General features: G+C 60.2%; 10 protein-coding genes. 6 read left to right on the top strand and 4 right to left on the bottom strand.

Annotated features, from left to right (window positions below; translation table 11 throughout):
* Nucleotides 1-466 precede the first annotated feature (466 nt).
* Entirely contained in the window at nucleotides 467-1,144 is a 678-nt protein-coding gene (locus IRG63_RS06730; RefSeq protein WP_193509624.1) for a hypothetical protein, read from the bottom strand.
* A 128-nt stretch (nucleotides 1,145-1,272) separates the two neighbouring features.
* On the opposite strand from IRG63_RS06730, the gene IRG63_RS06725 reads away from it, so the two are divergent.
* The 3 genes from IRG63_RS06725 to IRG63_RS06715 are packed head-to-tail and all read left to right on the top strand — an operon-like array spanning nucleotide 1,273 to nucleotide 7,600.
* On the top strand, nucleotides 1,273-3,225 hold the full coding sequence (locus IRG63_RS06725; RefSeq protein WP_193509622.1) for a class I SAM-dependent DNA methyltransferase: 1,953 nt from the start codon (nucleotides 1,273-1,275) through the stop codon (nucleotides 3,223-3,225).
* On the top strand, nucleotides 3,222-4,499 hold the full coding sequence (locus IRG63_RS06720; protein WP_193509621.1) for a hypothetical protein: 1,278 nt from the start codon (nucleotides 3,222-3,224) through the stop codon (nucleotides 4,497-4,499). Before IRG63_RS06725 ends, IRG63_RS06720 begins: the two co-directional genes overlap by 4 nt.
* Complete coding sequence (locus IRG63_RS06715) at nucleotides 4,499-7,600, top strand: type I restriction endonuclease (protein ID WP_193509620.1); 3,102 nt, start codon at nucleotides 4,499-4,501, stop codon at nucleotides 7,598-7,600. Before IRG63_RS06720 ends, IRG63_RS06715 begins: the two co-directional genes overlap by 1 nt.
* Nucleotides 7,601-7,789: 189 nt before the next feature.
* Here the strand turns inward: IRG63_RS06715 and IRG63_RS06710 are convergent, their stop codons facing one another.
* Together IRG63_RS06710 and IRG63_RS06705 are read right to left on the bottom strand one after the other, a co-directional pair.
* The gene (locus tag IRG63_RS06710; RefSeq protein ID WP_193509619.1) at nucleotides 7,790-8,530 is read right to left on the bottom strand and encodes a hypothetical protein; all 741 of its coding nucleotides are present in this window, start codon (nucleotides 8,528-8,530) and stop codon (nucleotides 7,790-7,792) included.
* Between the two features lie 741 nt (nucleotides 8,531-9,271).
* On the bottom strand, nucleotides 9,272-10,627 hold the full coding sequence (locus IRG63_RS06705; protein ID WP_193509618.1) for a cyclic GMP-AMP synthase DncV-like nucleotidyltransferase: 1,356 nt from the start codon (nucleotides 10,625-10,627) through the stop codon (nucleotides 9,272-9,274).
* Nucleotides 10,628-10,710: 83 nt separating this feature from the next.
* Between IRG63_RS06705 and IRG63_RS14055 the strand changes: the two genes are divergently transcribed.
* Complete coding sequence (locus IRG63_RS14055) at nucleotides 10,711-11,889, top strand: SAVED domain-containing protein (RefSeq protein ID WP_193509617.1); 1,179 nt, start codon at nucleotides 10,711-10,713, stop codon at nucleotides 11,887-11,889.
* A 54-nt stretch (nucleotides 11,890-11,943) separates the two neighbouring features.
* On the opposite strand, the gene IRG63_RS06695 is transcribed toward IRG63_RS14055, so the two are convergent.
* A complete protein-coding gene (locus IRG63_RS06695) occupies nucleotides 11,944-12,435 on the bottom strand; it encodes a hypothetical protein (protein ID WP_193509616.1) in 492 nt (163 codons plus the stop codon).
* Nucleotides 12,436-12,736: 301 nt separating this feature from the next.
* On the opposite strand from IRG63_RS06695, the gene IRG63_RS06690 reads away from it, so the two are divergent.
* Together IRG63_RS06690 and IRG63_RS06685 are read left to right on the top strand one after the other, a co-directional pair.
* Nucleotides 12,737-13,990, top strand: a complete 1,254-nt coding sequence (locus IRG63_RS06690; RefSeq protein WP_193509615.1) for a DUF262 domain-containing protein — start codon at nucleotides 12,737-12,739, stop codon at nucleotides 13,988-13,990.
* A 114-nt stretch (nucleotides 13,991-14,104) separates the two neighbouring features.
* Complete coding sequence (locus IRG63_RS06685) at nucleotides 14,105-14,668, top strand: hypothetical protein (RefSeq protein ID WP_193509614.1); 564 nt, start codon at nucleotides 14,105-14,107, stop codon at nucleotides 14,666-14,668.
* Nucleotides 14,669-15,105 lie beyond the last annotated feature (437 nt).

The raw sequence follows: 15,105 nt of genomic DNA, 5'->3' as shown, positions 1-15,105 counted from the left end.
TCGCCCATGCACCGGCGATCGCGACGACGGTTTGAGCAATGAAAGGTCATCAGCACACTCACTCGGCTTCGACTTCGCGTGCTCCTGCCCGGCTTCTCGGAGGCGCGCAGAATGCACTGAATCATTGGGCACTGAGGCTCCCTGTGGAATTTGGAGGGTTATCGCGTGGAATGCTTCATTGAGTGGCTGAAAACATCCCTGTGCTGGCGGGCCAAATGAATTGTCCGAACCTCCCACAAGCAACCAGATACTGATTACTCCAGAAACCCCGATTTTTCACGGTGGTTCCGCACGCGGCCGCCCGATCCGCTGCACTTCCGGACATCCGCGCCCCGCGCACCTGGCCCGGCTGTCCGCAACGCGAGCGTGTCGTCATCTTCGCGAATGGTGCAGTGGTCAGGCAGACCGTCAGGCTGTCCAGTCGCGCCGACCCATTCCAGCAAGTTCGTGTCAAGGATGGCGCCAGCTAGGACAGCCTGGGAATTGTGGGTGTCGCCGCCACCTCGACCACCAGTTGCCACAGGAGAGGCTCACCGCCGAGCGTGGAGAATTCTGACCATTTCATCTCATAGCTTTGGCCAAGCCTGAGACCGTTCTGCCGCTCCTTGTTGGCTGGGAGCCGTCCCCACTCTCGCGGCCCATGAAGGACATCCCCGTGGCCGATCCGGAACGCAGCATCATTGGCGGTACTGCCTGAAGATGGCTTGGTGTAGGCGGGGTCATTGGTGAGTACGACGACTGCCCCGTTCGCGTTCGGATGTGACTGGACGAATTTCTCGACTCTGACGATGTCCTTCACAACGTCGTAGCGTCGGTGGTCGTGGGCGCTGTGGTTCTTCAAGGCGTAGCTCTGGCCAACACCGTTGAGGTGTGGGATGTCGCCGCTCCAAGTCCGCGTGAGGTACTTCAACTCAAGCGCAGTGAAGTGCCCCGATCGCTCAAACAGGACATCGAGGTGCTCGCGCTTCTGGCGTTCGAAATCGTCGATCGGTGCCTCAAGATAGACGCTGATTTCGTTATCCGCCTTCTGCACTTCCCAGGCCAGAGCGAACTGGAAGTCGGCCTCAGAGTGAAACAAGGAGCGACGAGCCCCGAGCGAAGTGATGGCGTTGTTCAAGTCAACTGAGCTTCCCGCGATGAGCATGTCGCCACATTAGCGAGAGCAGGCCGTCCAGCGGGTGGCCACGCGCGGCGCATTAGCAAGGAGCGACGAATACCGGGCAAACTCGTCTTGCCTGCGCATAACAATGCGCGGCAGGAGGAGTCCCAAGCTTGAGCAACAACCACGCCACCTTCATCTGGTCGATCGCTGATCTGCTGCGCGGCAGCTTCAAAGCCCACCAGTACGGCGACATCATCCTTCCGTTCACGGTGCTTCGCCGTTTGGATGCAGTGCTCGCACCCACGAAGGAGGCCGTGTTCGCGGCAGTCGAGCAGGCGAAAACAGCCGGGATGCCCGTTCGAGCGTCCCTGCTGCGCAACAAGGCCGGTCACCAGTATTCGTTCTGGAACGAGTCGAAGTTTGACCTGAAAACGGCACTTGGCGACTCGGAGAACCTGGCCGCGAACCTCCTCGACTACGTGACCGGGTTCTCCGACAACGTGAAGGACATCTTCGACAAGTACAAGATCTCCGACCGCATCGCCGAACTCGACGAGCACAACGTGCTCTTCCTAGTGACCCAACGCTTCGCCGAGGTCGATTTGTCGCCGGCGAAGGTGCCGAACGAGGAGATGGGGCACATCTTCGAGGAGTTGATCCGCAAGTTCGCGGAGGCCTCCAACGAGACGGCCGGTGAACACTTCACGCCACGCGATGTCATCGAACTGATGGTCGACATCTTGCTCGCACCCGAATCGGACACGTTGGCGAAAGCGAACGTGGTGCGCTCGGTCTACGATCCGACGGCAGGAACCGGCGGAATGCTGTCGGTCGCGGAGGACCACATCCGCAGCGCCAACCCGTCAGCCACGCTGACGCTGGCGGGCCAGGAGATTAACCCGCAGTCATATGCGATCTGCAAGGCCGACATGACCGTGAAGGGCCAGTCGGTGGACGCGATCGTGTTCGGCGACACCCTCCTCAACGACGGACACGCTGGCGCGACCTTCTCCTACTGCCTGTCGAACCCGCCATTCGGGGTGGACTGGAAGAAGCAGCAGAAGGCCGTCACCGAGGAGCACACACTGCGCGGCTACGCGGGCAGGTTCGGGCCCGGTCTCCCCCGCGTCTCGGACGGATCGATGCTGTTCCTGCTGCACCTGATCGCCAAGATGCGGCCCGCGGAAGACGGCGGTGGTCGGGCCGCTATCGTGCTGAACGGCAGCCCGCTGTTCACGGGTGGTGCGGGGTCGGGTGAGTCGAACATCCGGAAGTGGGTGTTGGAGCGGGACCTGCTGGAGGCGATCATCGCCCTGCCGACAGACATGTTCTACAACACCGGCATCGCCACCTACGTCTGGGTGCTCTCCACCAAGAAGAGCGCGGAACGCAAGGGCAAGGTACAGCTGATCGACGGGTCGAAGCTGTCCCGCAAGATGCGCAAGGGTTTGGGATCAAAGCGCAACGAGCTCAGCGAAAAGAACGTCGCTGACATCGTGAAGCTGTATGAGCAGTTCGAGGAGGCGGAGCAGTCGAAGACGTTCGCGGTGGAGGATTTCTTCTACCGCACCATCACAGTCGAGCGCCCGATGCGGCTGAACTGGGCGCTCACGCCCGAGCGGCTCACTTTCGCCCGCGAGGCGAAGGCCCTCGCGAAACTCGACGCCGACTGGACCCCGCTGGTAGAGCTTGCCGAAACCACCCCGATCCAACCGACGACGGATGCGATGGGCTTCCGCAAGCATGTCACCGCGTTGCTGGCAGATGCGGGCGTGTCACTAAACGCAGCGCAGTTGAAGGCGTTCATTGCCGGACTGTCCGAGCGTGACGAGGAAGCTCCGATCATCACGGGCGCGAAGGGCAAGCCGGAACCGGACCCGAGCTTGCGCGACACCGAGAACGTGCCCTGGAAAGAGAACGTCCACGAGTACTTCGCGCGCGAGGTGAAGCCGTTCGCGCCGGACGCCTGGATCGACGAGTCCAAGACAAAGGAAGGGTGCGAGATCCCCTTCACCCGCCACTTCTACAAGTACGTACCGCCGCGGTCACTGGAAGAGATCGACGCCGACCTCGAAACGGTCCTCGGCCGCATTCGCACCCGACTCGAAGCGGTGAAGGCGTGACGGAGTTGAAGCCGTACCGGGAGTACAAGGACAGCGGTGTCGAGTGGCTCGGCGGAGTTCCAGCCGAATGGTCGGTTGAACCGCTCGGAAAGCTCTTCACCGAGCGCCGAGAGACGGTCAGCGACGCTGATTATCCTGCACTTTCTGTTACGCGCGAAGGTGTGGTGCCTCAACTAGAGAACGTGGCGAAGACCAGTGACGGCGAAGGTCGGAAATTGGTGCGTGCGGGAGATATTGCTATCAACAGCAGGTCCGACCGCAAAGGTTCGTCTGGCCTTGTGGATCGTGACGGAAGCGTGTCCGTGATCACTACCGTTGTGACAGCGCGAGGTCTCGATCCGAAATTTGCGCACTTCCTCCTCAGGAGCTTCCCGTTTCAAGAGGAGTTTTATCGCTACGGAAGCGGGATAGTTGCGGACCTTTGGAGTACCAGGTGGTCCGCAATGAAGGCGATCCGGCTGCCTCTCCCGAGTCATACTGAGCAACAGGCAATCGCGGCGTATTTGGATCGGGAGACGGCGGAGATCGACGCCTTCATCGCGGACCAAGAAGAACTCATCAGGCTGCTCACCGAGCGGCGTGCCGCGACGATCAGCCACGCCGTCAGCACAACCTCAGAGGTGGCCAATTCGAAGCTGCTTCCCTTGCGTCGGATAGTGACCTATCTCGATCAAGGGTGGAGTCCGAACTGTGAACCTACGTCGGCCGAGGGGAATGGTTGGGGGGTGCTCAAGGTGGGCTGTGTGAACGGAGGTACTTTCTTGCCCTACGAGAACAAGGCCCTCCCACCAGAAGAAAACCCCCGTCCAGAGTTTTCTGTGCGAGGCGGTGACATCCTCGTTTCTCGCGGCAACACGCGGGAGCTGGTTGGCAGCGCCGCCTTGGTCGACAGGGACTATCCGCAATTGCTCTTGTCCGATCTCCTGTACCGGATGCGCGTTGACACGTCTCGTGCTTCTGCGCCGTACGTCGTACTCGCACTCGGAAGCCGGGAAGCTAGGGGTCAGATCGAAGCGTCCTCAAAGGGGACGAGTGCGTCAATGCAGAAAATTTCCCAGACAGACTTGCGGGAGCTGCGACTCTGGTTTCCGTCTCTTGAATTGCAGCGACAGATAGCAACTCGTGTTGCTGCCGAGACAGCAGAGCTCGATGCAGCCATCGCAGACGCTCGCGAAGCGATCTCCTTGTCGCGCGAGCGGCGGGCCGCGCTGATTTCGGCTGCGGTGACCGGGAAGATCGACGTACGTGAGCATGCACACAGTGGGGTGGGCTAGTGGCAATTCATCATGAGGACGCGTTCGAGACCGAGCTGTGTGAGCATCTGGCGGCGCACGGGTGGGAGTACTCCCCCGACGACCTCGGCTACGACAAAGAACGCGGCCTTTTCGAGGACGACATCATCGGCTGGCTGCAGGCCACGCAGCCGGAGCAACTGGCGAAGATCGTCAAACCCGACGCATCCGAGATGTCTCAGGCGCAAGGTCGCAAGCAGATCCTCGATCGCATTGTGCAGGTGCTTGCCACCGACACCATGAACGGCGGCGGCACCCTGGGCGCACTCAAAACTCCCATCGGTGTGCTCAACGCCAAGTTCACTCTCTTCCAAGCGCGCCCTGCCACAACGCTGAACGCCAAAACTGTGGAGCGGTTCGGGTTGAACCGGCTGCGGGTGATGCGGCAGGTCGAGTACTCGACGAAGAACGGCAACCGGCTCGACCTGGCACTGTTCGTCAACGGCATCCCCGTCTCCACCATCGAGCTCAAGACCGATCTCACCCAGAACCTGCAGGCCGGGCTCAAACAGTACGCCGCCGACCGGCGCCCCGAGGGCGAGCCACTGCTCTCGTTCGGCCGTGGCGCTCTTGTGCATTTCGTCGTCACCAACGAAGAAGTGCACATGACCACCAAACTTGACGGTTCCAACACCCGGTTCCTGCCCTTCAACCGCGGCAAGGAAAACGGTGCCGGCAACGAGCCCATCCCCGGCACCAGCCCCACCGCATACTTCTGGCAACAGATACTCGACCGCGACACCTGGCTCGACATCATCGGCCGATTCCTGCACTATCGGTTCGAGGAGAAGACCGACCCCATCGACGGGAAGAAGACCTACACCCGCTCGCTCCGGTTCCCCCGTTACCACCAGTGGCGGGCCGTCACCAAGCTGGAGAAGGCCGTACTCGCCGAAGGCCCCGGACACAACTATCTCGTCCAGCACTCTGCCGGCTCGGGCAAGACCGACTCCATCGCCTGGACCGCGCACCGGATGGCGCAACTGCACAAACCCGACGGCACCAAGATGTTCGACGGGGTCATCGTCGTCTCCGACCGGCAGGTGCTCGACGGTCAGCTGCAGCGTGCTGTCGAACAACTCGAGACCACCACAGGCGTGTTCGAACCCATCACGCGGGGCGGCGACGCATCCAAGTCGAAGCAGCTCGCGAAGGCGCTGCTGGCAGGGCGGCAGATCATCGGCGTGACCCTGCAGACCTTCCCGCACGCGCTCACCGAGATCGAGAGCAACGCCGGGCTCGCCGGCCGCAAATATGCAGTCATCGCCGATGAGGCCCATTCATCGCAGACTGGTGAGGCGGCGGCATCCCTCAAGCAGGTGCTTACGGCCGGTGCTTTGACCGATTCAACGGATGAGGCCGCTGACGGTGATGAGCAGACGGTGGACGCCGAGGATGTACTCGCCGACCTGATGGCTCGCAAGGTGGGCGTCGGCACGGTGTCGTTCTTCGCCTTCACCGCCACACCGAAGGGCAAGACCGTCGAGCTCTTCGGGCGCGAGAACGAGCAGGGCGTCAAGACGGAGTTCGACCTATACTCGATGAAGCAGGCCATCCAGGAGGGCTTCATCCTGGACGTGCTGAAGAACTACATCTCCTACGACCTCGCCCTCTCCATCGCCCACTCCTACGGCGGTGCGGATGTTGAGGTTGACACCACGAAGGCCAACACCGAACTGATGCGGTGGGTGCGGCTGCATCCGACAAACATCGCCCAGAAGGTGGCCGTGATAGTGGAGCACTTCCGTGCCAACGTGCGCACCGAACTCGGTGGTCGCGCAAAGGCGATGGTCGTCACCGGCTCCCGCAAGGAGGCCGTGCGGTACAAGGTCGCGATCGACAAGTATCTGAAAGACAACAAGCTCGACGATCAGCTGGGCGCGCTTGTCGCCTTCTCCGGGTCGATCGTCGACCCGGAATCCGGGCCGGACGAGCACACCGAGACGAGCATGAACCCGGGCCTGAAGGGCCGGTCGTTGGAGGCCGCGTTCGGCGGTGACGAGTTCCAGGTGATGATCGTGGCCAACAAGTTCCAGACCGGCTTCGACCAGCCGCTCCTAGTCGGCATGTACGTCGACAAGAAGCTCTCCGGCATCACCGCCGTGCAGACTCTCTCGCGTCTGAACCGGGTGATCCCCGGCAAGGAGAACACCTACATCCTCGACTTCGTCAACGACCCCGACGAGATCCTCACCGCGTTCCAGACCTACTACGAGGATGCCGAGCTGACGAAGCCGTCAGACCCCAACATCATCCACACCATGCTGTCCAAGCTGCGCAGCATGAACATCATCGACACCTACGATGTAGACGGGGTGGTGGATGCCTGGCTGAACAAGACCAGCCACAACGCGCTCTACTCGCACATCAAGGCCTCCAGAGACGTGTTCTGGACTCGCTGGAACGACGCGGTCGAGGCATCCGACGACCTGGAGATCGGCCGCCTCGAGGAGTTCCGCGGCACGGTCAACGCGTTCGTGCGGGCGTACGACTTCCTCTCGCAGATCCTCGACTACGGTGACACAGATATCGAGAAGTGGGCCATTTTCCTGCGGGTCTACCGGCGGGTCATCGAACGTCAGGACGCCGACCCCCGGGTGATCAACACGGACGAGATCGTGCTCACCCACTACCGGCTCCGCAAACTGGATGCGCGCAACCTGGGGCTCGCGCCGGGCACATCGGGCGAGCTGGCTGGCGTCACGGAAGCCGGTTCCGGTCAGCCCCGCGAGGTGAAGTACGGGCTTCTTCAGGAGGTGATCGACAAGATCAACGAGCTCTTCTCCAGCACCGGCGTCAGTGAGGTCGATGGCATCGCCGTCACCGAGACGATCATGCGCCACGTGGTCGAGAACGAGAAGATCCAAGCGGAGGCGATGGCCAACACCCCGGTCGACTTCGAAACCTCCCCCACCATCGAGAGCGAACTCGAGGACATGATCTACGCCTCCGGCATCGGACACAACGAGGGCATCAAGGCACTCTTGAAGATGGACAGCCTCGGGCCGCTGGTGAAAGTGCTGGTCGCGATGGGACTGTACGAGAAGTCCCGGGATGAGGCGGAGCGGGCCGCTGGAGCGTAGCTGGCTACGCGTCTCGGAACTGATGGATCATCGGGTCGTATCCCGCGGGATCAATCGCCCTGTGGATCTCGAAGGTGACCAGCCGCACCCTGTTAGTCCGTCATCGAGCGCACGAACACCGTCGACATCAGGGCATCGAGTGCGGTGAGCATGGGGATGGTCGCAGTGGGCAAAGGAACACGGACACCGTTACTGCTCTAGCGCCTGCGCCTCCGGCGTCCCCTGAGGCAGTTCCTTCGGGAGGACGACTCTGAGCACCTCAGACATGGCCTCAGGGGTGATTAGCTCCGGCCTGGCCTCAAGCGTCGCCGTCAGCCGAGCGGCAAACTCCCGCGGTTCCAGGACTTCGCCTGACTGCGCCTCCCCAACTGCGCCAGCCGAGTCCGTAATCAGCGCGTTGGCAAGCAAACGCGCCTGCTCGTCCCGAAATTCTTCAGCCGCGACCATTGCACGCAGCCGCTGCTCCCACTCGCCCCGACTCATGCGAATCTTTGACTGGGTCACCGTCTCAACCAGGCCTTGACTCGTTGCGACGAACATAGTGGTTTCAGGCACCGCAATCTGTGGGCTCTGCCGCTTGCGGACGCTCTTGACTCTCTCGAACGCGGATTTCACTCTTGGCGCAATCTTGCCGACCCAGACCCGCTTCACGACAGGCGCGGTGACCTCGACCACTTTGATGATGCCCAGGATGACCAGGCCGACGAATTCGACAAGCGCCTCGATCTCTTCCGGTGTTAGCGGCCTGGCAGGCTCCTCGTACTCGGGTCGGTGGGTGGAATACTCTTCCGGTTCATCGACCCATCGCCAGGTCGCGTGGCCCTTGAGTTCGTTCGTCTCATCGTCGAAGAGGTGGCCGACAACGGCTTCCTCCTCGCTGCGCGACTTTCCGAGATGCTGGCCCTCGGGAATATGGGGTTCGTAGGGCATCGTCAGAGCGTATCCTCGCGTGCCAGCGCCACAGCAGCCCCACAACTGAGGGCATCGACAATGCGTGGCGCTCGCGGGAGCTCCTCAACATCCAAAGACGGTGCGTGCTGCTGGACGCGCGAGGGTTACCAGCGGCTCGTCGCTGACTGTCTCGAAGAACAGTGGGACATCACGTTCCAGCAGGCCGAAGGCGGCTCGGGTCGCGAGATCCTCTTCGACATCGGTACTGGCCCGGACGCTCAGCAACGGATGAGCCAGTACCGGGACGCATCGCATGGTGTGCGGGTGCGCTTCCGCCGGTGCCCGAGCCTCAGACCGACGACGACGTTCGCGCCATGTACGACCACAAGCTCGAGTAGTACGAGTGCCTGCGGGAGAGCGGCTTCTCCCCTGCCGAGCCGTCGTCGTTCCAGACCCACCTCGACGACTTCTAGGCACCGGCGCGATCTGGGATCCGATTGGCTCACTGCTCCAGGATGAGACCGGCCTTGGCCAGCGTGCCTGCCCGCTCAACCCGGCAAGCTGGTGGTGAGGTTCCGCCTGATAAGTGCGCTTATGTCGCATGCCTCGGGATTACGCAAAGAGTTAGATCTGCTGGAAACCTCGTGTCGGTAAAAGCCAAGCGCTCATCGCCAAGTAGCGGACACAGTCGGGGCGTAATGCGACCACGTTCACCCGCTTCTTTGAACACTTGTCTTAAATATCGGCGGTGACCACGCTTAGCTAGTCCGGCCGATGAAGTTATCGCTTGACGATCACTGGCTGGCGATCTCGTGCCACGCAAACACCTTCCTTGACAACGTAGACCTCTACGTAATGTCGACCAACGTACTTGGTGGTCTCGTAGCGGGTTAGCGAACCTTGGTCGCGCTCTACTTGTCCCCGAATCTGGTTCGCGTCCATCGCGTCTTTTCCCGTGTTTCGCACCTTCCAGTACAGCTCGTACGGTTCTTGGACGGTGCAGGACTCCACCCTGAAGTCAACGCCTTGTCGCCTTTCGACAACGTTGCCGCGACTAGGAAGGTCATATGGTCTACGGATTCCGTTCCCTCGAACGCGGCCGACCACGCGCACTCCGACTTGAGGGTTGATTCGCACAGGGATCCCCCAACGAGCGTGGATGTCCTCGTTCGTGTCGGTAACGTCGCTTCTGAGGCGGTGGGCGGCCGACGCGCTGATCGCAGTCTCGGATGCGTGTGTGCCGAAGTCCGATCCGAACACCCTGCGCCACTTCACATAACTTTCCTCGCGTTCAGGATCGTCGTACGCCTCGCGGATCCACAGCGTGTAGGTGTGAATCCAGTTGCGAAAATTGGCGTAAAGGTCTTGGTCCCAACGGTGGTTGAAGGTTTCGCCCTCGCAGCTTGGGTCGTCGATGTTCGGCATTAGCTCGTTGGACTGGAGGTACTCATCGAGGTCCTCGAAGAGATTCACTAGGGCGGTTGGCAGATCTTTGTAGCGCTCAGGGTCCGCCCAAAGTGCGGCATCACTGACTCGCTCGCCCAGAAGGATCGTGAGGATAACCGATGGGACACTAAACGTGTTCTTGAGATCACGGAGGAACTTTGCGAGGCGGATGACCTTTACGAGGCGCCCGCTTGTAATCCTGTTTCGCTCGTCAAGCCAGTCGTTGAAACCTTCCGGGTTGGTCCGCTCGAACTGGTTGGTGTTGCGATTTGTAATGTATTTTTCGCCTGCCCGTGCGAGGTAGGGAACGACATCCATGTGGAACTCGCCGGAGTAGTTGAGCGTCACACAGCGGCTACGCCGGGTGACCTTTTCACGGTAGGTGCCGCTCTCTCGGAAGCGCTTGTAAAGCTCCTCAACGTAGGAATCGGCTCCCCAGCCGTCGACCTCTGTCAACTCGAGCAGCACGTCGGCATCGAACCCGTCCCCTGCGGAGACCGGATTGATGATGGTGCGGTGTGCATACGACCCCTGAGCGATAAGGTCGAGGAAACTCTCGGCTATAGTCCCGTCGCCTCCGGCGAGAAAGTCACGCACTGCACTTACGTGACCGTCGAGCCGATCAATACGTGATTCGTTGAGGTCAACGCGCTGCTTCATGAATACGTTGAACGTTTGAACTAGCTTCATCTTGCGCCCTTCTGCCGGACACACTTCACGTGAGTGCTCCTCGTGTCCAACGCTACTGTGGAGCACTGACATAAAGGAGTGACGTGACAGATTCAAGAGACGAGGCTGTTCGCGACAGCTCAGTGCGCGTAGCCGTTTCGGAATCGGAGAAGATTAAGGTTTGGGCCAAGGCTGCGGGCCGCTGCGTGATCTGCTGCGAGTACTTGATCGGGGAGACCTCGTTTTTTCACACCACTCTCGTGGGCGAAGTGGCGCACAATGTCGGCGCAACAAACGCGAAGGGCTCTCCTCGGGGAGATTCTGATCTCGATTTGCCGGCGCGCGCTCTTGAGCCGAATCTGCTCCTGCTCTGCCACACATGCCATCGAAAAGTAGATTCACGAGGGCTTGCCGAGCATTACAACCAGGACATGCTCGCAGCGGTTAAGAAGAAGCATGAGAGCCGCGTGCGCTCCGCAACGAATTTTGCGACGCTCGCTCCGACTTTCGTTCTCCGTATGGGGTCGTCAGTGCGCGGATCGTTCGCTCGGGCATCCGACCGCCAGATGGCAGAAGCACTGAGGGTCTCCGGGCTCACACATGGGGCAGACGACTCCCGAGACGCCACAGTGGATATCGACCTTCCGGATCCTGAGACCTGGGAAACAACCTGGGACAGAACGAAGCAAATCGTCTCCACCCAAGTCGACAAAGTCCAGCGTGATGCGGCCCTGGCGCGTGTCGACACGATCAGCGTCTTCGCCATCGGGCCAATCCCCACCTTGGTCCTTCTCGGTTATCAACTCGACGACAAGACATCCGTGAAGATATTCGCCCCTTCCCGGCGAGACGACGATTCCAGATGGATGTGGCCGGAAATCACCGACTCCACTCCGAAGTTCGACACCAGGATTACCGATGGCGATTCGAGCGACTCAACCGAAATCCTGCTCACCGTCGGTATCACGGCACCTGTTCGACTTGAAGAACTACCACCAAGACTCGCCGCGATGCCGCGCGTCGAGGTAACTCCGGAAGACACGTTCGGGCCGAACGTGCTTTCTACCCACGATGCCCTTGAGGCATTCGCGACAGCGTGGCGAGACGCCTTCGCGCGAGTTGAAGCCGCCTTCCCAAAGCTACTAACAATCCACCTTGTGGCAGTCGCCCCAGCAGTTGCAGCGATTGAGATCGGGCGTTCATACATGCGCGACGCGCAGCCGAAGGTCATTGTCTATCAACGCCAGCGAGAGAAGTTTGTCGCCGCAATAATGTTGGAATAGTGTGTCTGGTTTCGCGTGGCGCGGACCAGGAGAGCAGCTAGCAGTCGAGGAGGATCACTGTCCCGCTGCTTCGAGCTTTAGCCTTTCTAGGTCCTTTTTGAACCAAGAAACCTTCTTTGACTTCACTCGCCAATCATTCAGGCGCGTCATCACGGTAGCGAACATCTTGATGAGCTCCGCATCCCTTTCGGCGCTGCTTCCCTTAGTTTCTCGAAGCACCGTCCAGAGCATTTCCCATGCCCAGTCAGCCACAGGTCGTTCTCTTTTCTTGAGCAGCCAGGCAAAACGCCAGGACTTCACCAGCATGTCCTGAACGTCCGCAGAGGTGGGCGGTTTTTTGGTTGTGTACGCAAGCCGTGCAGCACTCATCGTTTCCATCAGACGTTCCGCTGCGGCTTCAAGCCTGTCCCTTTGCTCGGAACGCCGCACCGCGCTCTGTTGCAAGAAGAACAAGAGGACGACGCCCGCGAGCGCCAGGAGTCCGCCTGTCAGACTCGGTGCGGTTGCGTTTAGAAAAGCAGCAAGATCTTCGGGTTTCCATTCCATGGTCGAACCCTATTCGTGCCCAAGGAAGCGCGTGCGGCCCAGTACAGGGGTGGCGACCCTCTCCGACCACAGCTGTATGCCATGCGCGCAACGTGATGCCGATAACAGCACATATGCCACCAAGGTGGATGGCAGGCAATTCTCGAAAGGGCGGCCTTACAGCGTACGTCCAACCGTACGTGTGTCGCCGACACATGTGTCGTGTCCTTCGGCAACGCGGTCGACTCCCCCGCCTAGGATGCCGGCGAACCACGACGGAACGCATAGCCTAAGCCTTGTCACCGTACGAGAAGAGGGGCATATGGCAGGCTCAGAGGCTGGCGAGCTCGAAGTCACTGTAGATTCCGACGACGAATTCGAGGATTCTTATGACGATCCCGGCTCGCTAGGTTCAGAAGACGTCGTAGGCACGGTAATTTACCCGCTGGACTGGACCGTCGGCACGATCGTGAGTCAGATCGATGCTGACCCCGACGACCCGGAATCACCCGGGATACTGGTCACGGACCCACCATTCCAGAGACGCACTGCATGGAATCCCGCGCGACAGAGTCTCTTTATTGAGTCGCTCATGCTGGGCTTACCGATTCCCCCTCTCGTACTGGCGGAGAGTGTCGCGCATCCGGGGCAGTTCTACGTCCTCGACGGTAAGCAACGGCTCACAGCGCTGAGACGCTTTTTCATAGACGAAGAGCCGTTGAAATTGAGTGGATTGGAACTCCTGGACAACGAACTGCGTGGCTTGAATCTTGCTCAGATTCGGGCGAGCGCCGCGCTTCGAAAGTATGCCCAAGCTCTCACGTCCCAGCCTGTTCGAACGATTGTCGTTCGAAACTGGCGAACTCCGGCTCTCCTGCATCTGATTTTCTCCAGACTCAACCGAGCTGCAGTCCCTCTTGCGTCTCACGAGTTGCGTCAATCGCTTTTCCCGGGCAAGTTTACGAACTTCGTTAATATGGAAAGCGGTCGAAGGCCTGGTGTTCAGCAAGCCCGACGGCTATCTGAGCCGGATTTCCGTCTTCGAGACGCCGAGACGTTGCTTCGATACGTCGGTGTTCGAACGAATCGTGAGAACTACGGAGGGGACCTCAAACAGTTCTTGGATCGCGTCTTGAAAGGCGGCAACGACCACTTCGATGAGATCGCACCAAACCTAGACATAGTCGCCTCAGAACTCGACAGTGCCGTAGAGACGACCTTCTCTATTTTCGGCGATGCCGCCTTCCTCCGGTATGACCCTGCGCGGGAGAAGTACATGCCCCGATTCAACGCGGCGGTCTTCGACGCAATGACCTGGCATTTCTCTCTGCCCCAGGTTGCAGAAGCAGCTCTGGCTGATCCTAAATCCGTGAAGGCAGCTTTCGAGACCCTGTCTAGAACGAATCCCACCTTTACCTCGTACCTGACTTCAACTACGAAGACTAGCGAGGCTCTAAATGGACGAATCGACCTGTGGGGCGAAGCGCTCTCAGACGCCATCGGGTTCAAGTGGAACCAGGATGATATCGCCTTGCATTGGTTGCCTATCGCGTCCAAACGGATGACTGCCCGCTAACTCCCCATGCTCGAACTAGACGCGAGTATCGGGGCGCCAGGATTCACGGGACGCAGGGCCCAACGGCTGAGGGCGCGGTTAGTCACCTTAGCTTCGGGCCTGGGCGTGGGCGGTGTGCCTGCTACACAGGACGATGTTGACCGTATACATGCATATCGCCTTCTGGCGCATGCGGAAATCCAGAACTTCATCGAAGACCTGGTGGAAGGGATCCTTGCGCAGTCGGAGAACATGTTCGACTCACGTGGGCACATCACCCATGCAGCACATCATCTCGTTGTCTATGACGCAGTGCTGAAGTTAAGTGACAAGCGAAATGCGTCTGAGGCGTCCTATCCGATGTTCTCTAGCGCGTCCATCCAACTCGTGCAGAAGATTCAACTCGAATCAGCGGTAAGAAGTCATCGAAAAAAGTTGAAGTTGAACAGCGGGGTGAAGGCATCCAACCTTCGCCCCCTGCTCGGACCTTTGGGGTACAGAGACGTGTGGTTTCCGCTTTCCTTCATGGATCAGATGGATGCATTCGGGGCATCACGTGGGGACGTTGCCCATTCCTCTGGTCTGATCGGGGCTTCCCAGTGGCCAAGCGGATCGAGCGAACTCGCGACTGTCAAGGCGCTTCAACCTGGGCTCAAGGCGATCGATGTATACGCGGCACGAGTCTTGATGCCCGTCTAGATGTCTCGTTACATGCGCCCACTGTGGCTTCGCGTCGTGCAGCCGGCTCCGACGGCGCCACCAAGTTTGGCGCTGCGGCCGCGATGGTTTCCGGCGGCAGCTCGGGCCGCCGACGGTGAGCCGCTCCGGGATCAAAGGTATTGACGATCAAACGGCGATTCTTGGCCGTATAGCGACCGCAATTTTGCCCCCGCAGACGCTCTAGGCTCTTGACCAAGGGCGGTCCGCAAGCGGAAGACCCCTGACGTGAGCAAGCCGTTCCCCTCCGCCGTCCCGGGGAGCCGAGCGATCGGCACATGACCGAGCAAGCGCCATTTCATCCGCCCCCGCGCCTCCGTGGTGGTGAGTACCTTCACCGCCTAGGCTCCGAGGCCCGAGCCACAACTCCGCCGGTGGATGGGGGCCGAAGGCCCAGAATCATCGGTAAGCGCAAAGTC

The sequence above is a fragment of the Cryobacterium sp. BB736 genome (assembly GCF_014980265.1).
Lineage (GTDB): Bacteria > Actinomycetota > Actinomycetes > Actinomycetales > Microbacteriaceae > Terrimesophilobacter.
Note: the sequence above shows the minus strand (reverse complement) of the source record. Positions and strands in the feature narration are given on the sequence as shown.